Here is a 17,667-nt window from a genome sequence, read left to right on the forward strand (position 1 = left end):
ACCCATATTACTGATTACTTTGTAAAGAGTCCGTCAGGCTAGGTAAAACTCCGTCTAGATGTTTGTAAATTTTCCATCAGTAAAATGACTTTTAAATTAGGGTCTGTTGACCTTTCGCGGTTAAATTTTGTTCGAGTTCTATGTGGTTTAATCGCGGCGTAAGGTCTTTCGCTTAGTCATTCTAAGCAAATACTTTACAACAAAGAGTAAAGCGCATAGAACCGAACCCTTTGGGCAGCATTTGTGGCTCCTTTCTACTGTGTTACCGCTTATTGATGTAGAGCGACTACACCGAATAAGCGCTGCCTTGTATAAAGAACCCACAAATGGCTGCAAAAATCATCTCGAAAGGTCAACAGACCCTAGCTACTCTTCAAAATCTTTTAAGTAACCTTTTGGTGGAGGAGTCCAGCTTCGCTCAGACACATCGTGTTTGCCGCGTCGGTCACTGTGTAAAGACGCTTTCAGCGTTTCCTCTAACTGCATAAAGAGCTTGAGATAATTGTTATCAAAACGCTGTTCTCCGTCTGACTCTTCTACCCAGGCTTGATACAGAACTTCAGAACCTTCTTTTTCTACATCGACATAGGCGGCTTTTTGCTGTTCCACCTGGAATGGATGCGTGCCCAGGCTTCTCAGAGCTTGTGCTCCAACCTCCAGTGCACTGTGGAATGTTTCCTTTTCGATAAAGTCAGCGCCAGCCTGGCGAAGGGCGTGCTCATGAACTCTGTCGTAAGCGCGTGCAAGGATGGTCACTTTCGGGTAGGTGTGTTTCACGTACTGCACCAGTTCAACCGCACTTTCTCGGGCATCCATCGCCACAACCAAAAGCTTGGATTCTTCAATGCCTGCCGTGTGCAGCAAGTCTGGGCGAGTGGCGTCACCAAAGTAAGCCTTAGTGTTAATCTTGCGCAGGTTATCTACCTGAGAAGCCTCGCAGTCCAGAACCACGGTAGGGATGTGATTGCTCACCAGCAGTCGATTGACTATCTGACCAAACCGACCGACACCTGCAATAATGACCTTGCCCGTTTCCTCAATATCGTCCTCGGCACGGCTGTTTTCATTGTCGATGTATTTCGGCACGATCACTTTATCAAACAGAATGAACAGCCCCGGTGTTAGGAACATAGACAGGGCAACAACCATCGATAAAGTTTGCGCCAGTTCGGTTGGTAATACGTGGCTTTGCACAGTGAAACTCAGCAGAACAAAACCGAATTCACCCGCCTGAGCCAGACTGAGCGAGAACAACCAGCGGTCGCTGGCTCGAATGCCAAAGAATAAACTCAGTACCAATAGTACTGACGCTTTGAGCAGCATGACCCCGATAGTCATGCCTATGATGGCAAAGAACTGGTTACCCAGAATATCGAAGTTAATACCAGCACCAACGGTAATAAAGAAAAGACCTAACAACAGCCCCTTAAACGGGTCGATATTGGATTCCAGCTCATGTCGAAACTCACTGTTCGCCAACACCACTCCCGCTAGGAATGTACCAAGAGCAGGGGAGAGCCCGACCAAGCTCATTAGTGCTGCAATTCCGACGACCAGCATCAGAGCAGTAGCGGTAAAGATTTCACGCAGCCCGGAACTTGCCACAAACCGGAACAGCGGCCGGCTGGCAAAGTGACCGCCAACGACCAAGGCAACAATGGTAACGATGATCACCAGCCCGTAAGCCCAGCCCGGTAAACCCGCCACCAGACTCATTTCTTCGTGATGGTCAGCTGCCGCTTGCGCTGCACTTTGCGCTTTTTCAACCAGTTCCGGCAGCGCTAGTAACGGAATAAACGCCAGCATTGGGATAACGGCGATATCTTGGAAAAGTAATACCGAGAAGGCATTACGTCCGCCTTCGGTTTTAGACAAACCTTTCTCATTGAAAGTTTGCAGAACAATAGCGGTAGAAGAGAGCGCGAAAATGAGGCCGATACTGAGTGCAATAGTCAAAGGTTGATCAAGCCAAAGGGCAATGCCCATAACGGCAGCCGTAGTTAAACCGACTTGCAGACCACCCAATCCGATCAGCCTGTTTTTCATCGACCAGAGCATTTTGGGTTCCAGCTCTAAGCCAACTAAAAACAGCATCATGACAACACCGAACTCTGCAAAATGCTGAATCGTCGTTGTCTCTTCACCAACTAATCCAATAACCGGACCAATGATGACGCCTGCAATAAGGTACCCCAACACACTGCCTAAGCCGAGCCTTTTGGCGATAGGAACCATGACCACCGCGGCAATCAGGTAGATAAAGGCTTGAAGAAAATAACTGGTCATTGCGCCTTCTCCTTAAGCAGCGGTGATAAGTCGTTGGTAATTTTGGATGCGGTTGCTGCTTTATCCATATCAATCTCGTCTTCCACCAGAGCGGTAAGCAGTTCCTGATATCGTTTGGTGTGCCCTTCGATCCTTCCTTCTTCCGCTGCGGTGCGCGAACCAAACAGAACGAACGGAGCTAAGTAGTTCATTCCGGTAAGAGACGACATCTGCTCCAGAGGCTGGAGTAACTCGCCAATGGTGAAGTGGTTGTATCCATCGGTACAGTAAGCGCTTTCAGTGCCGCCAGCAGTAATGGCACACATAAAGTATTTTCCATGAAGGGCTTTACCTTCAGAGCCGTAGGCAAAGCCGTATTCCAGCACAAGATCCTGCCACTCTTTAAGAATGGCTGGAGTCGAGTACCAATACAGAGGAAACTGAAATATCACAATGTCATGATCTCGCAGTCTTTGTTGTTCCCGGTCGATATTAATGTTGAAGCGAGGGTATTCGTGATAGAGGTCGACCAAAGTGACGCCTTCAACGTGTTGAGCCGCTCGGAACAGCGGGATGTTCACTTCAGATTTTTTATGAGACGGATGTGCAAAAAGCACCAGAACTTTCTTTTGGGGCATAGATCTTCCCTGAACTTTTTTGGTTGTTTACGAATACCATACAGTTTGTATCAGGTGTGTAACAAGGTCATTTATTTGATTATGTTGAGCAGAATTCTTGAGCAACCCCGCGATTTTTTGATTGTGTGTGAGCTGCGAATAACTTTTTTCTGAATATGCGCTATCGATTATTTAAAAACAGAGGGCTTAGAGAGCTTTCTAGGTGCCTTAAATTGGCGATTTTGAGGGTTTTTAAGCTCTTGTTTTTTAAGGTTTTAAAATGTTTGTTTTTCAAAGGGTTAGAGTGTTAGTTTAGCGACACATTCAGTTTTTGAGAGAGCCCTAATGGAATTTATTGAACAGCACTTCACTGAAGAGTCTTTTGCCCGAAACGAAATGATGGAGTATCGATTTTTCAGGTGCACTTTTGAAAGGTGTGACTTTTCACGTGCCGACTTAACCGACGCACTTTTTGAAGATTGCCAGTTCTTTCAGGCAGGGGCGCACGAAGGTTGTCAGTTTCAGTATGCCAATTTGAAAGACGCCAGTTTTAAAAACTGCCAGCTGGCATTGGCACAGTTTACAGGTGCCAACTGTCTCGGTACCGAATTTCGTCAATGCGACATGAAAGGCGCGAATTTTCTGAAGGTCAATTTCGCAAACCGTGTGAGTCATCAGGTTTACTTCTGTTCAGTATACATAACGGGTTGCAACCTCTCTTACGTGAACTTTGAAAATGCCTGTATCGAGAAGTGCGACCTGTTTGAAAATCGCTGGACAGGTGCCAACCTCAATGGGGCTTCTTTTAAAGGTTCGGATCTGTCTCGAGGAGAATTCTCAGAAGATGCGTGGTCGCAATTCCGTTTTGAGCATTGTGATCTCACTCATACGGAACTTTATGGTCTGGATCCGAGGCGCATTTCCTTAAATGGTGTGAAAATCTGCGAGTGGCAACAAGAACAACTTCTTGAACCTTTGGGTGTGATTGTTCTTCCTTAGTTAGCATCAAAAAAAAGCCCGGCGAAACCGGGCAAACCCTGGGGATGAGCCGCCTGAAACAGGCAAAATAATCGCTAATTGGAAATCAGGAATCCGTTTATCGGTACTCTATCGGGCTTGCCAGCCGCCATCGACAGTGAGTACCGCTCCATTAACATAATCAGAAGCTGAAGAGGCTAAGAAAATAGCGGCACCTTGCATGTCTTCAGGCTCTCCCCATCTTCCCGCTGGAATTCGATTCAGAATCTCGGAATTTCTATTGGAATCTTCTCTTAACGCTTGAGTGTTATCCGTTGCCATGTAGCCCGGCGCAATGGCGTTAACGTTAATGCCATATTTTGCCCATTCACATGCGCCGATTCGGGTTAAGCCCAATACGCCGGTTTTGCTTGCCGTATAGGATGGGACGCGTATCCCTCCCTGAAACGACAACATGGAAGCAATGTTAATGATTTTCCCGGTTCGGTTTTGCGCCACCCACTGTTTAACCGCTGCCTGACTCAGGAAGAACAGAGATTTGAGGTTAATGTCCATCACGCTGTCCCAGTCGTCTTCTGAAAAATTAATGCTGTCTTCTCTTCTTATGATTCCAGCATTGTTGACCAAAATATCTGGTGTGGAATCGAGAACAGCGAGCGTCTGAATAATGCTGTCTATGGCGTCTCTTCTCCCTAAATCCGTTTCAATGCCGATAAATTTTCTGCCCTGACACTCAACGCCTGCCTGTGTTTGCTCTGTAGATGAACGGGCGACACCAACGATATCGGCTCCTGCTTTCGCCAGAGCAATACACATCGCCTGCCCCAAACCTTTAGATGCGCCAGTCACTAACGCCACTTTTCCCTCTAGATTGAATAATTCCATAACGACCTCTTAACGCATTTCCTGTGGGGCGACAAAATCCATGTCATCGAATTCTTGGTTTTCGCCCGCCATTGCCCAGATAAAACTGTATGGAGAAGTACCGACCCCGCTGTGAATTGACCAGCTCGGTGAGATCACTGCCTGTTCATTGGAGATAACGATGTGGCGGGTTTCATCAGGTTTACCCATAAAGTGAAACACCTGCGCGTCTTCCAGTTCTGAAAAATAGAAGTAAGCCTCCATTCGGCGAGCATGGGTATGGCAGGGCATGGTGTTCCAGTTGGAGGTGTTGATGAGTTCCGTCAGCCCCATAACAAGTTGAGAGCTTTTACACACATCGGGATGAATGTACTGATTGATGATTCTTTCGTTTGAAGCTTTTGGGTCGCCTAGACGAATTTGCTTCGCTTCCGAACGTCTTATCAGGGTGGTGGAATAGGAGTAATGACTTGGCGAACTGCACAGATAAAAACGTGCTGGCTGGTCAGGATCAACACTTTCGAAAGTCACGATATGTGGTCCCTGACCAATATACAGAGCATCTTTGTGACCTAAAGAGAAAGTCTCATTGCCAACTTTTACCCGACCTTCGCCACCTAAATTGATGGTAGCCGCTTCACGGCGTTCAAAGAAACTCAGCCCTCCAAGCTCTTTACCTTCGGTAAGCATCAGTGGCGAATGATCTGGGCAAATCCCGGCAATGATGAGCCTGTCATCGTGGCAATAATATTGCTGAACATGTCCGAGTTTAAATATCGATTCAATCAGATACCTGTCTCGTAAAGTTTGTGTGTCGTAGCTTCTGTAATCATCAGAATGCGTTGAATAATAGCTCTTCATATTATGATTCCGTCAAATTTGAAACGAGCGAACCCAACCCATGGATGCATGATGGGTTCGCGTAGAGTTTTGTTGGTTATCGGTTTACGGGTAAAGCAGGTTAGGTAGCCACATAACCAGACCCGGCATAAAGGTGACGATCAGTAACACGATGACAAGGGGCACCAGAAACGGCATTGTGGCCACAACACAGCGTTCGAAACTCAGTTTTGAAATACTGGATAAAACGTAAAGCACCACTCCGACGGGGGGAGTGAGCAGGCTGATCATCAGAGTCAGCACCATGATGACACCAAAGTGAACCGGGTCGACTCCAAGTTGAGTGACTGTGGGCAGCATGACCGGGACAAGAATTGTCATAGCGGCAATGGTTTCCATAAAGCAACCAATGACCAGTAAAAGGAGCAGAATAATACTGAGGATGACGTACTTATTCTCCGAGAGTGTCATTAGCCCATCAGCCATCGCGGTGGCGATATTGTGGTTGGTGAGTAGCCAGGCAAATATGGAAGCCGCTGCCACAACAAACAACACCACGGCTGTTGTTTCGATGGATTTGAGCGATACAACCGCAAGACGTTTCAGGTTTAACGTCCTGTAGACACAAGAACCCAAGAACAGCGCCCATGCAACGGCGGCAATGGCGGCTTCTGTTGGTGTCAGGACTCCGGTAGTGATGCCTCCGACAACGATAATGGGAGTCAGCAGAGACAAAAATGCGCCTTTACTGCTTGATGCCACCCTTTTAAAAGAAAATGCACTGTCTACAGGGTAATTTCTGCGTTTTGCATACCAGGCGATCATCAGCATTAGCGCCACAGCCATCATCAGCCCCGGAATGAGCCCTGCGGCGAACAGCTTACCAATGGATGCTGATGCCAGAACACCGTAAATCACCATAGGTAAGGAAGGAGGAATAATAGGTCCGATTGTGGAAGACGCAGCGGTAATACCAACAGAAAACTCGGTGTCGTAACCCGCTTCACGCATTGCTTTCAGCTCAATAGCTCCAAGCCCGCCAGCGTCTGCAACCGCAGCGCCGGACATGCCCGCAAACACCACGCTTCCGCCGACATTGACATGACCTAACCCACCCGGCAACCAGCCAACAATGGACTTAGCAAAATCAAAGATACGGTTGGTTATTCCAGCTGAATTCATCAGATTTCCAGCAAGAATAAAGAAGGGCACCGCCAACAGCGGGAAGCTATCAACACCACTGACCATACGATGGAGCACCACCATGCTCGGCAGGCTGTCGTCGATCAAAATAAACAGTAAGGATGCGCCTGCCAGTGATACCGCCACAGGCAAACCAATAAAGATAAAGACCGCTGCGGCAACAAAGAGAATGGCAATCATGACTGACCTCCTGGTGAACGATCTTCGTTGCTTTTAAGCCGTTTTACCGACTGGTAAAGCTCAATGATGAGCATGGCAACGAAAGACAATGCCACTGCCCGGTAGATGACACTTCTGGATAAGTCGATAGCCATCAGCTTCTGGAACTTCATTGCCTCCGCGACCGTTAGACAAAGGTATACCGCAAAGGCGAAAAACACTGACTGCAATATCGAGCTAATCCAAACCATCTTTTTCTGATGAGAGACGGCAAGCTTGGAAACAAAAAACTGAACACTGATGTGTGCTTGCCTTTTAAGAGCGAGTGCAGAACCAAAGAATGTAAGAATAATCAGAATATTTCTTGCGATTTCCTCCGTCCAGACCGCCGAGTCATTGAGAAAATATCGGGTGAAAAACTGGTAAAACACTACAAACGCCAAGACCCAGAAGGCGAATATACAAAACCACTCCAGTATTCCTATATCTCGCCACGCGAAGTTCTTATCTTCATCTTCGATAAACCCGCTTTTTTCCTCTGTTTGCTGAATGCCGGGCTGTTGTTCACCTGTTGTAGCTTTTGAACTCATATCTCCGTTACCTGACCGGTAAGTTTGAGAGGCGACCGCATCCTTTACTTCTAACATTTCACCCTCCTATGGGTTACAGAAAGGTTCGCGTGTAAACTTCACGGGCGAACCAGACTGAATTTGATATTAAAGTTCCTGGAATCGCTTGTAGACATCTTCTGACCATGAAGCATGTTTACCGTTATGAACGGTCATCGCTGCTTTACGGAATGCCTTGCGGTCAATTTCTGTATTAATGTTTACGCCCTGAGCAACAAACCAGGCGACCAGTTCTTTTTCCGATTTCTGGATGTCGTTACTTGCCCCTGCCGCAGCTTCTACAAACACTTCTTTAAACATGGCTCGGTCACTGTCAGACAGCTTGTTCCAGGTAGGTCCACCAACCACCGTCACCAGGCTGTCGATAATGTGCCCCGTCAGATTGATGTACTTTTGCACCTCATAGAACTTTTTGGCTTTGATGGTTGGAAGTGGGTTTTCCTGTCCGTCAACAACGCCTTGTGACAGCGCCAAGTAAACTTCAGAAAACGCAATAGGCGTGGCATTTGCCTCCACTGAATCCGTAAACATTTGGAAAAGTGGAGCGGGTGGAACGCGCAACTTCATGTCCTTCATGTCTGCGGGTTTATAAACAGGTTTATTGGAAGTCACCATCCGCTGACCGTAATAAGTCAGTGATTGAATGTTGTGACCAGTGACCGACCGATAACCATCACTCAGCTCGGAAAAAAGCGGGCTGCTAGCATAAGCATTGAAGTGATCAAAGTCGCGCAGCATAAATGGAGCGCTGGGGATCGCAAGCGGACCATATGACCGGCCCACAAACGTCGAGCCAGTATAAATAATATCAATGGTGCCCAAGCTCAATGATTCGTTGATCTCATTTTCTTTCCCTAAAGACGCAGCAGGAAAAACCTGAACCTCGTATTTTCCGTTACTTCGTTTCCCGATTTGCTCCGCTGCCCATTCAGCCCATTTGTGATAGGGAGTAGACGTTTCATATACGTGTGCCCATTTGAGCTTTTCGCCTGAAATCGCCACTGGAGAAAACAAACCAGATAGTGCGAAAGATGCAACTGTGAAGCTTACTGCTGCGCGTTTGAGCCAATTCCTTCTGTCCATTGTACGCTCCTTGGATTATGTGTTTTTTGGTTGTTTTTTGATTTGAATGTATATGCGTTGTCATTCTTTCGGTTAAAAATTAACACATGTATGTCATCATACAAGTTGTTTTTTTAACCAACTTTTGCCATATTTTATATGAGTAAAGTGTGTTTTTTGGAATGTTTTCGAGAATCAACCTTATGAAAAATATGGTTTTGTGGGGTCGAGATAAATTGATAATCAGGGCATAAAATTCAGAAATTGATTTTTTGTTATTGTGCGCAATGTCAATAATTATTATTTTTGAGACATAGAGAGATGGGAAATTTATCTCTTTTAATAGACGAGTACGCTCATACTGGTTGTTAATCGAAGTTGTTTATTTCTATGAAATTGAATTAGGATGATATTGCCAGATGCGTATAAAAAAGATTAAAAAGAGTGTCATACAGCCTTAAATGGAACAATTAATGTCGGTGTAGACGGTTCAGAAATATGTTAGGAAAAAGAAAAACATTAGCATCTCAACTTATTGAGAAAATAAAGAAAAACATTATTGATGGTGTTCTGTCTCCCGGAGATAAATTGCCATCAGAACAGAGCCTGATTAATCAATATGGTGTCAGTCGAACAGTTGTGCGTGAAGCCATTGCCGGATTAAGAGCCGATGGAATGGTGGTGACACGTCAGGGCATTGGTGCATTCGTCACAGAAAACCCGGTGAGTAAGCTGGAGCTTTTTAACCCTAAAACATTGAAAGACATACTGCATGTGCTCGATCTTCGGTTGTGTCTGGAAACAAAAGCCGCTCAACTTGCTGCCGAGTATCGCACCGAATCTCAGTTAGAAAAAATCGCAGATGCGTTGGATGCGTTTAAAAATGCAGAATACGATTACAGCGAAGTTTCCATTGCTGATTTTCAATTTCACATCGCCATTGCTGAAGCCTCTGGCAACCCTTATTTCCTTAAATTACTAGAGCATCTCGGACCCCAGATAATTCCTCATTCAAGAATAGACCTTTATCAATTACCTGACGACGAAGCGGATTTTCTCGATCGCGTATATCTGGAACATAAAGCGATGTATGAATGCATTGCGCAAAGGGATATAGAAAAAGCAGGTAAAACAATGGCTGCCCATTTAGAAAAAGGAATTTCCAGATATAAAAAACTGGATTCTGAATCCAGTTGCTAGTTAAGCAACTTTACTCATTTAATAAAATATTTCTCCTCTATCCCGTTTCTCATATTTATTATTTTTGATGTGATTAACATCTCAAAAAGGATGGTTTTTATACTGGTTCATATTGACAATGTGATCATTTAGTAATTTAAAATTGTCCTGCGTTGTTCATTCTTTGTCGACAACTTTAATGCTTTTTTTAGTTGTTTAAGTGGTAATCGACAAAGAAGAATAGTTATTTTTAGCTGCTTTATTGTCGGTTACTTTTCGATATTTCTTTGGTTCAGTTTACTAACTGGATCAATTGATTGAGAGGTAACAACAATGCTCACCTCAACATGGCAAGTAAGCTATACCAGATTTACAGTAGGCGCGTTATGTTCCGCCTGTCTGGTGTTTGCCAATGCACTTAATGCATCCCCAGTATCAAACGACTACGATTTTGTCGTCACGGAAGACGGCACATACATCTGGTTTATTGATGAACGAGCTCGAATTAGCAATGGGGTTCTGTATACGTCCTATGTGAAGATTGATGGCTACACAGGTATGTCTACACTGGATCTGGAGTCAGGTTCCAGAATTGGTGACGACATCGATCTCAGTAGCTTCCAGCAAGCTGACGACCACAATAATGGTGCCATTCTTCCATTACAAAATGGGAAAATGATGTCGCTTTACACTCTGCATGATGCAAGGCGTACACAATACTATCGGGTTTCTAACACTTCTCTGCCACTGACCCTTGAAGATTGGGGAGACGAGAAAACCTATCCCATTCCGGGTTCTGCAACCTACAACAATGCGTATCAGCTCTCTGCTGAAAACGGTAAAATTTATAACTTCTTTCGCGTAGGTGCGCGCGACCCTTATTACGTCACCTTCGACGCTAATGGTGACAACCCCACTGAAGCGAAACATTTTATTCAGAACGGCAACCAATGGTGGGACAGAGCTTACGCAAAATATGCGTCGAATGGCGTTGATCGCATCGATTTTTTCTTTACGGACGGTCACCCAACCCAAAAACGGACCAGCCTATATCACCTCTACATTAAAAACGGAAAAACCTACAAAACCGACGGCACTCTGATCGGTAATCTGGCCGATGCACCGTTTGTGGTATCTGACGGAACGGTCGTGTATCAGCAAGGTGAAGACGGTACCAACCGCTCTCCGTGGAACCACGAAGTTCGCTATGATGCATCTGGAAATCCGGTACTTCTTTACAGCCATCAGCAAGACAGAAATACCATCGATTACTACATGGCGGTTTGGGACGACACTGCGAATCAGTGGAATAAGATATGGGTGGCAGATGCAGGAGATTCACTAATCCCTCAGGCGATGACCGCACCAGATGGAACGCGATTTGGCGGTTCTCAGATTGACTATGCTGGGGGCATCACGCTTAACCCATATAATTCTTCTGAACTTTTTATTTCCACCAATGTGAACCCAACAACGGGTTTGGATACAAGCAAGTTTGAAATCTACAAAGGATCGTTCAATGGGTCTGGCTTCACATGGGAAGCGCTGACTTCGGATTCTCCAGACAATAACTACCGACCGTTTGTCCCCTTTGGTGCCTCAAATTCCAGCGAACAGGTAGTGATCTGGTTTACCGGAAAGTATGAGTCTTTCGTGAACGGCTATAAGAACCTACAGAGCACGGGCGAACGTTATTATTTCAAAGGCTACGATTCGAAAATTGTCGGTAAATACATTAGCAGACAAGGTTCATACATCGCGGGCACATGCCGTGCGGTAGAAGTAAGCCCGTCAAACTCAAATACCACTTCATATGGTGGCAGTCAGGATCAGGGAAGCGCAACATTCAGCGGTAATGGCATAACCCTAACAGGGAACAGCTGGAAGGCGATTGATATCGACTACCGGGTGACACCAAACACCACAGTCTCCTTTGAATTTAAATCGGATGCTCAGGGTGAAGAACACGCCATTGGGTTTGATAATAACCTGTCGGTCAGCAATCACCTGCGAACACGTTTATATGGCACACAAAAAGACGCCAATATTGAAGGCAGGTTCGATACCTATCACACCAGTGGAGCGTTTGCCCGTTACATAGCGCCGCTAGGAAAAGCCATCGCCAATCAGCCATTTAATGCCAATTATCTAGTATTAAACGCAGACGACGACGCGAACGCTCAGGGCGATTCTACCTTCCGAAATATCACTCTGTTTGAAGACTACAGCGACATCTATTTCAGTCGCAATCAAGTTGATGTTTACGATCCGAATCAGGGAGATGGAGGAACATTCACGGTTTCTCCTGACGGCAGTACATTGTCGATCAGCGACAATGGCTGGAGAGTGATTGAGCTTCCTTATGACATCACACCAAATACCGTTATTACATTTGAGTTCAAGAGTGCTCAGCAAGGTGAGTTTCACGGTATTGCGATGGACAGAGATTTAGTTCTGAACAATGGTGAAACCCGGTTTTCTCTCTACGGAACTCAAGCCGATCCGAGTTCAAACGAATCCTACAAAAACTACGACGGCAGCGGAGAGTTCCAGCACTTCACGATTCCTGTCGGTCAACATGCCTCGGCTGAAAACACCAAGTACTTAGTTCTGATTGCTGACCATGACAATGGTGAAAAGAACGGCGAGTCGGTTTTCCGCAATGTACGTGTGTTTGACGATGCAAACGGAAACCAGATTGATGACCGATGCGACCCGGCACTATAGGTCAAAGCGTAAGGTTTAATCATCATCCTTTTTAACTAAGGACAGTTAAAATGAACAAGTTATCAATGATAAAGTTGTCGCTATTAGGCGCAATGTTAGCGAGCGCAACTGCTTCCGGGGCTTACAAATTTACCCCAAACGACATGCTAAATACCTCAAAACTGGTGCACGATTACTGGGTAGATAATGGCTTCTACAACAGCCAGTATACTCCAGACACAAACTGGATTTATGGGGCATACCATATCGGTGAGTTTGAATATTTCAAGCTGGTTGGAAACGGAAAAGCGTGGGACAACACACTAAGTTGGGCGAGAGATTTTTCTTATGAACCACACGGTTCATGTTCAACAACTCATGCGGATCATCAGGCAGCAGGGCAGGTTTTCTTTGAACTGGCACCATTGGCGAATGAACCTGGCACCATTCTGGACTGTTTAAAAGAAAGTGTCATGGGGGTGGTGAATTCTTCTTATCCCCGTTACTGGTCATGGGCAGATGCCCTATATATGGCACCAGCAGTCTGGCCGCTGATGGCTGATACTCTCTCTGATGAATCAGAAAAAGAAACGGTTTATCAGTCGCTGTATACCCAATATAGATCCACTTACGATCAGCTCTGGAATGAAGAGTACGATCTCTGGGCACGAGATTCTCGATACGTCTATCCCAGAAACCCTAGCCCAGACGGTAGCCCGATGTTCTGGTCTCGGGGGAATGGTTGGGTGTTCGCTGGTATCGCTAGGCTATTGGATCGTTTACCAGCCGATGCTCCCCACTATGATGAATACGTGACTAACTTTATCAAAGTGGCAGCAGCACTCAAAAATGCTCAGCAGGACGATGGATTCTGGGGAGCCGATCTGATTGAACCTCATCATATCAATGCCCCTGAGTCGAGTGGTACGACCTTCTTTGTTTATGGCATGGCAATTGGTGTGCGACTGGGATTATTAGATGCAGACACTTATATGCCAGTGATCGAGAAAGGGTGGCTGGCGCTGGCGAACACTGCGCTACAGGACTCTGGTCGATTAGGGTGGGCACAGGGTGTAGCTCATGAACCCTACATGGCATACGCCAGAGCGGGTTCCAGTCAGCCTTATACCGTAGGTTCTTATCTGGCGGCATCGGGTGAGATATACCACCTTCTGGCTGACTCAAACATCGCAAAAAATAAATCAGTGACATGTTCAAAAGAACCCCAGCCCTCGGTTGCACCGTGCAGTCAGGCGGTCGACGGAAACTTGGCAGGACATAAGCGCTGGTCTGCGGATGAGTTTCCTGCCTGGATCGAAATCGATCTCGGTGAGATTAGCGAGCTTTCGGCATTCAGAGGCAACTTCTATTTTGACCGCGACTACCAATATAAAGTTGAGGTGAAAGTCGATGCTGGGAGCCAATATGAGACGGTTATTGATCAATCGGATAACACCGACGGTCGGGCAAGCCTGATTGGTTTCCCTGACAATACGTTTGGACGATATGTCCGGGTGACTGTGGAAGGTGCCGCAACGTACAACGGTCCATGGGTCAGCGTAAGAGAGGTAGAGGTGTTTGGAAAACCTTCGACTCTGGAAAGTATCGCTCTGAACAAATCGGTCAGTTGTAGCGATGAACCTCAGCCACAATACAGCTGTGACCAAATCGTGGATGGCAAAACAGGATCAGCGGATCGCTGGTCAGCCATGACTTTCCCTCAGTCGGTGACAGTTGATCTTGGCGACTTGCACACCTTAAATGGGTTTGCGTTGAGTGCACTCTACAACCGAAACTACGATTACAAAATTGAAGTGAAAGCCACACAAGAGGCAGACTACCAGACCATTGCTCAGATAAATGGTGGTGATGGTTCTGGGCAGTATCAATCGCTCCCTCAGGTTGTCGCCCGATTCGTGAAACTGACCGTAACAGGCATTGCAAACAACACGTCTAATTGGGTAAGTCTGCGAGAATGGGATTTATATGGGAGAGAGTACACGCCAGAATTGATTCAACCGGCGTCTTATACCTGTAATAAGGAACCACAAGCGCAATATGGGTGCGAAAACCTGTTTGATGGCAGTACTTCTTCAGGTGATCGTTGGTCGACGGACGGATACGGCATCGTTGATATTGATTTTGGCAGCCAGAAGGCTCTACGAGCCTACAGTTTGAGTACGTATCAGGATAGAAAATACGGGTACAAACTGGAGGCACTTGTAGCCAGTGGTAACTATGAAGTGATTGATGAACGTGATTCCGCTTCAGCACAACCCGGCGTTCAGCACATATTGGCTAACCCTGTTAACACGTCAAAACTTAGGTTAACGGTAACGGAGTTTCCTCCGGGTATTATTCCCTGGACCAGCTTGACGGAACTTTCGATGTACGAATAGTTAAGTCAGTAAAAGCGCTCTAAACAGAGCGCTTTTTTATGTTTGATTCCGAGGCAGTCAGGTAAAAAATTCTTATTACAACGAGATGTGAGAAGTCAATTCCATAACCGTGATGGTTAAAAATCTTGCGATAAAGCGCAGAAATCCGCCAGTTTCTTGATGGTTTTGTAATCTGGTGCACACCAGATCAATAAGTTATATGTTAACTTTTATTTCCTCTTGGTCTTGAGCCGTAAAATATACCTAAAATTATAAAGGTTAATGGCTCACAAAATGCCAGATATGAACAAGTAGGTTACGTTGAAATAGGATGTTTTGATGTTTAAAAAAGTGGACGTTCCTAGTATGACTTCTGCAGGGTTGAAAGTCGGTGACTCTGTGATTGATATAGAAAAGATTGAAGAGCTTTATGTTAAGGATTACACCATCTCGGACAAAATGAAACGCGCGTTGCTGATTGCGTTTGTTTTCAGTTTTGTTGGTCTTCTTGTCCACCCTCTGTACGCAGGTTTGCCTATATTCTTATTGGTTTTCTGGTACACCTACGCTAAGTCACCCGTGTATGAATTACGCGCTATTGTGAAATCTGGTAACCCAGAAACACAGGATCTGGATACAGGGCTTCACAAAACCATTTGCCGCGAAGATTACATTCTCGTGATAGAAAAGTTCCACGCTATCAAAGCGTATAACGAAATGACGGCACATTAGGTCAGGGCTTTATTGTGACTTGGTCATTTGCGCTGCTGGCGGCAGTCATTCATTTATTTACTCTTTCCAAAGCCCGTAGCTGGGCTTTTTATCTGAGCAAACCGCTTCCTGTTATTTGTTTTCTGGTGCTCGCTGCAACGCATTCAGAAACTTACCCATTTGCCTGGCTTATTGCTTTTGGACTCGCGTTCTCTGCTATTGGTGACGTGTTTTTAATGCAACCGAAAGACAGGTTTATCGCCGGGCTGGTGTCTTTCTTTATTGCCCATGTCGCCTATGGATGTGCCTTTTGGAGTCTGATAGAGGGCAGTATGACTGCCTGGTTGCCAGCCGTGCTATTTTCGGCAGGCATCATGGTGTATCTGCTTTTGCTCCCTTCACTTGGAAAGCTTAAGCTGCCTGTTGCATTTTACATTTTGGTGATTGTTCAGATGACCTGGGCGGCAGGAGCCTGGTGGTTACAGGATCATTCTCTCGCAGCCAAAGCGGCGTTTGTGGGTGCCATTGTCTTTATGGTTTCGGATCTTGTGTTAGCAATGGATCGATTTAGAAGTGCAGGGCGCTATGCTCAGCAAATATTGATGACCAGCTACTACGGAGCGCAGGCGCTGATCACCTATTCTCTTGTTGTCTATTAGGCTAAGAGTATATTTGCCCTAGAGCCCATCAGCCCATAAAAGTGACGCGCTTAATCAGTCCATCTACCACTTCATAAGCGGCGATAACTTTCACGCTGTTTTCCACTTCGCAAGAAGGCAGGCTGGAAGATTCTGCCAGTTCATGATCCACCAGAAAGCGGTCGTGAACAATGCGTTTAAGTGAGCTGGCATTCAGGTAATTCAGGCTGGCGAACTTCTTTCCATAGCGCTCAATCAGCGTATCTTTTCCCGTGTACATTAAGCCTTGAGAGAAAGAGTGTATTTCCACATCATCGTGATAGGTTGCAGCGAAGGCTTCGATATCACGAGCGTTGTAGGCGTCGAGTTGTTGATCGACGATGGCAATGGTGGCAAGTTCCGTTTCAGTATGCATCTGGTATCCCTATTTTTTGTTTGGCGAAGAGGGTATACACAATTAAGCAAAAGGTATAGTCAAATGGCTTCAAGATGCAGTGTTCGCCAAGTATAAAGCCATTCAAAACTAGGTGGTCCATGGTTCATTTAGGACTAGAGGGTGTTTCAAAGTTTATCGCTTTAAAGTAGTTCACAAGATATTGCGAGACGATACGGACACGCTCTGATTTACGTAAGTCCGGATGTGTAAGTATCCATAGATCACTGGTTTCCCCAGGTTCAAATTTTGCGACTTCTAATAGTCCTTCCCGCCGCTGGTCAACGGGCAAAAAGGCAATGCCGTGTCCGCTTTGAGCGTAATAAGACATTGCGGTTAACTCATCACACCGCATCACAATAGAACGAGCAAAGTGGGCTTCTAGCCAAGAAAAAGCAGGCAGGTTAAGCATGTTCCCCATGCCACCAATTAAAGGAAAGTCGGCTAGTGTGTCTAAGGTAGGTAAAGCTGAACAGGTACTTTCAAACTGCGTTGAAACAAACATTCCCCAAGGGATAGTTGCCGCTTTTCGTCCTATTAAGTGTTCAGGCGGAGAACTGGTGGCTCTGATCGCAATATCGGCGACTCGGGAGTTAAGGTTGTATAAATCATTACTAGACAGAATTTCGTATCGGATATCGGGATAGTCACGAGTAATGGAAGCTAAGACCTGAGGCAAATAATGGTTGGTAATATTAAACGGAGCCGTAATTTTCACGATTCCCTTAGGTAAAAACTCCTTTCCGACGATATGACGCTCAATTTTCTCTGCGCTCTCCTGCATTGAAAATGCCAGCGCCAGTACTTCTTCTGCCAGCGGAGTTGGCTTGTATCCTTTCGAGCCACGTTCAAAAAGCTTGCCACCAACCTCTTTTTCCAGAGACTCGATTCTTCTCAACACCGTGGTGTAGTTAACCCCTAAAGCCTTAGCGGCTGAGGTAATTGAGCCGTTTTGGGATACGTAGGTCAGCGTCTTGAGTGAGTTCCAGTCCATGGTTGCAATTT

The 17,667-nt window shown here is 45.8% G+C and carries 15 protein-coding genes; 6 read left to right on the forward strand and 9 right to left on the reverse strand.

Annotated features, from left to right (window positions below; genetic code table 11):
• Positions 1-366: 366 nt before the first annotated feature.
• On the reverse strand, positions 367-2,286 hold the full coding sequence (locus QMG91_RS20235) for a cation:proton antiporter domain-containing protein (protein WP_281831745.1): 1,920 nt from the start codon (positions 2,284-2,286) through the stop codon (positions 367-369).
• On the reverse strand, positions 2,283-2,903 hold the full coding sequence (locus QMG91_RS20240) for an NAD(P)H-dependent oxidoreductase (protein ID WP_200768341.1): 621 nt from the start codon (positions 2,901-2,903) through the stop codon (positions 2,283-2,285). Before QMG91_RS20240 ends, QMG91_RS20235 begins: the two co-directional genes overlap by 4 nt.
• 324 nt (positions 2,904-3,227) lie before the next feature.
• Between QMG91_RS20240 and QMG91_RS20245 the strand changes: the two genes are divergently transcribed.
• A complete protein-coding gene (locus tag QMG91_RS20245) occupies positions 3,228-3,881 on the forward strand; it encodes a Qnr family pentapeptide repeat protein (RefSeq protein ID WP_004403601.1) in 654 nt (217 codons plus the stop codon).
• Positions 3,882-3,989: 108 nt separating this feature from the next.
• On the opposite strand, the gene kduD is transcribed toward QMG91_RS20245, so the two are convergent.
• The 5 genes from kduD to QMG91_RS20270 all read right to left on the reverse strand — a co-directional run bounded on the left by kduD (position 3,990) and on the right by QMG91_RS20270 (position 8,638).
• Positions 3,990-4,745, reverse strand: a complete 756-nt coding sequence (gene kduD / locus QMG91_RS20250) for a 2-dehydro-3-deoxy-D-gluconate 5-dehydrogenase KduD (protein WP_281831749.1) — start codon at positions 4,743-4,745, stop codon at positions 3,990-3,992.
• 9 nt (positions 4,746-4,754) lie between these two features.
• Positions 4,755-5,585, reverse strand: a complete 831-nt coding sequence (kduI, locus tag QMG91_RS20255) for a 5-dehydro-4-deoxy-D-glucuronate isomerase (protein WP_022560851.1) — start codon at positions 5,583-5,585, stop codon at positions 4,755-4,757.
• 84 nt (positions 5,586-5,669) lie between these two features.
• A complete protein-coding gene (locus QMG91_RS20260) occupies positions 5,670-6,947 on the reverse strand; it encodes a TRAP transporter large permease (RefSeq protein ID WP_281870328.1) in 1,278 nt (425 codons plus the stop codon).
• Positions 6,944-7,573, reverse strand: a complete 630-nt coding sequence (locus tag QMG91_RS20265; protein WP_281831755.1) for a TRAP transporter small permease — start codon at positions 7,571-7,573, stop codon at positions 6,944-6,946. The genes QMG91_RS20260 and QMG91_RS20265 overlap by 4 nt, the downstream gene beginning before the upstream one ends.
• Positions 7,574-7,642: 69 nt before the next feature.
• Positions 7,643-8,638 carry a sialic acid TRAP transporter substrate-binding protein SiaP gene (locus tag QMG91_RS20270; protein WP_004403616.1) on the reverse strand — a complete coding sequence of 332 codons (996 nt, stop codon included), beginning with the start codon at positions 8,636-8,638 and terminating at the stop codon, positions 7,643-7,645.
• Between the two features lie 477 nt (positions 8,639-9,115).
• On the opposite strand from QMG91_RS20270, the gene QMG91_RS20275 reads away from it, so the two are divergent.
• From QMG91_RS20275 to QMG91_RS20295, 5 genes are all read left to right on the forward strand, one after another.
• On the forward strand, positions 9,116-9,817 hold the full coding sequence (locus QMG91_RS20275) for a FadR/GntR family transcriptional regulator (protein WP_281870329.1): 702 nt from the start codon (positions 9,116-9,118) through the stop codon (positions 9,815-9,817).
• Positions 9,818-10,129: 312 nt separating this feature from the next.
• Positions 10,130-12,523, forward strand: coding sequence for a BNR repeat-containing protein (locus QMG91_RS20280; protein WP_281831760.1), 2,394 nt, complete (start codon positions 10,130-10,132; stop codon positions 12,521-12,523).
• A 50-nt stretch (positions 12,524-12,573) separates the two neighbouring features.
• Positions 12,574-14,901 (forward strand): glycoside hydrolase family 88 protein, encoded by a 2,328-nt coding sequence (locus QMG91_RS20285; RefSeq protein WP_281831762.1) that lies wholly within the window; start codon positions 12,574-12,576, stop codon positions 14,899-14,901.
• A 318-nt stretch (positions 14,902-15,219) separates the two neighbouring features.
• Positions 15,220-15,612 (forward strand): hypothetical protein, encoded by a 393-nt coding sequence (locus QMG91_RS20290; protein ID WP_281831764.1) that lies wholly within the window; start codon positions 15,220-15,222, stop codon positions 15,610-15,612.
• A 14-nt stretch (positions 15,613-15,626) separates the two neighbouring features.
• On the forward strand, positions 15,627-16,250 hold the full coding sequence (locus tag QMG91_RS20295) for a lysoplasmalogenase (protein ID WP_022560857.1): 624 nt from the start codon (positions 15,627-15,629) through the stop codon (positions 16,248-16,250).
• Between the two features lie 28 nt (positions 16,251-16,278).
• Here QMG91_RS20295 and QMG91_RS20300 read toward each other — a convergent pair whose 3' ends face one another.
• Positions 16,279-16,644: a nuclear transport factor 2 family protein gene (locus tag QMG91_RS20300; RefSeq protein WP_004403623.1), complete on the reverse strand. Its 366-nt coding sequence runs from the start codon at positions 16,642-16,644 to the stop codon at positions 16,279-16,281.
• Between the two features lie 124 nt (positions 16,645-16,768).
• Positions 16,769-17,656 carry a LysR family transcriptional regulator gene (locus QMG91_RS20305; protein ID WP_281831767.1) on the reverse strand — a complete coding sequence of 296 codons (888 nt, stop codon included), beginning with the start codon at positions 17,654-17,656 and terminating at the stop codon, positions 16,769-16,771.
• Positions 17,657-17,667 lie beyond the last annotated feature (11 nt).

This window comes from Vibrio nigripulchritudo, from assembly GCF_027924785.1.
In the GTDB taxonomy this organism is placed as follows: domain Bacteria; phylum Pseudomonadota; class Gammaproteobacteria; order Enterobacterales; family Vibrionaceae; genus Vibrio; species Vibrio nigripulchritudo.

Coding starts and splice junctions, on each gene's coding strand:
- QMG91_RS20235 (WP_281831745.1), bottom strand. CDS start 2,286: ATGACCAGTTATTTTCTTCAAGCCTTTATCTACCTGATTGCCGCGGTG.
- QMG91_RS20240 (WP_200768341.1), bottom strand. CDS start 2,903: ATGCCCCAAAAGAAAGTTCTGGTGCTTTTTGCACATCCGTCTCATAAA.
- QMG91_RS20245 (WP_004403601.1), top strand. CDS start 3,228: ATGGAATTTATTGAACAGCACTTCACTGAAGAGTCTTTTGCCCGAAAC.
- kduD (WP_281831749.1), bottom strand. CDS start 4,745: ATGGAATTATTCAATCTAGAGGGAAAAGTGGCGTTAGTGACTGGCGCA.
- kduI (WP_022560851.1), bottom strand. CDS start 5,585: ATGAAGAGCTATTATTCAACGCATTCTGATGATTACAGAAGCTACGAC.
- QMG91_RS20260 (WP_281870328.1), bottom strand. CDS start 6,947: ATGATTGCCATTCTCTTTGTTGCCGCAGCGGTCTTTATCTTTATTGGT.
- QMG91_RS20265 (WP_281831755.1), bottom strand. CDS start 7,573: ATGTTAGAAGTAAAGGATGCGGTCGCCTCTCAAACTTACCGGTCAGGT.
- QMG91_RS20270 (WP_004403616.1), bottom strand. CDS start 8,638: ATGGACAGAAGGAATTGGCTCAAACGCGCAGCAGTAAGCTTCACAGTT.
- QMG91_RS20275 (WP_281870329.1), top strand. CDS start 9,116: ATGTTAGGAAAAAGAAAAACATTAGCATCTCAACTTATTGAGAAAATA.
- QMG91_RS20280 (WP_281831760.1), top strand. CDS start 10,130: ATGCTCACCTCAACATGGCAAGTAAGCTATACCAGATTTACAGTAGGC.
- QMG91_RS20285 (WP_281831762.1), top strand. CDS start 12,574: ATGAACAAGTTATCAATGATAAAGTTGTCGCTATTAGGCGCAATGTTA.
- QMG91_RS20290 (WP_281831764.1), top strand. CDS start 15,220: ATGTTTAAAAAAGTGGACGTTCCTAGTATGACTTCTGCAGGGTTGAAA.
- QMG91_RS20300 (WP_004403623.1), bottom strand. CDS start 16,644: ATGCATACTGAAACGGAACTTGCCACCATTGCCATCGTCGATCAACAA.
- QMG91_RS20305 (WP_281831767.1), bottom strand. CDS start 17,656: ATGGACTGGAACTCACTCAAGACGCTGACCTACGTATCCCAAAACGGC.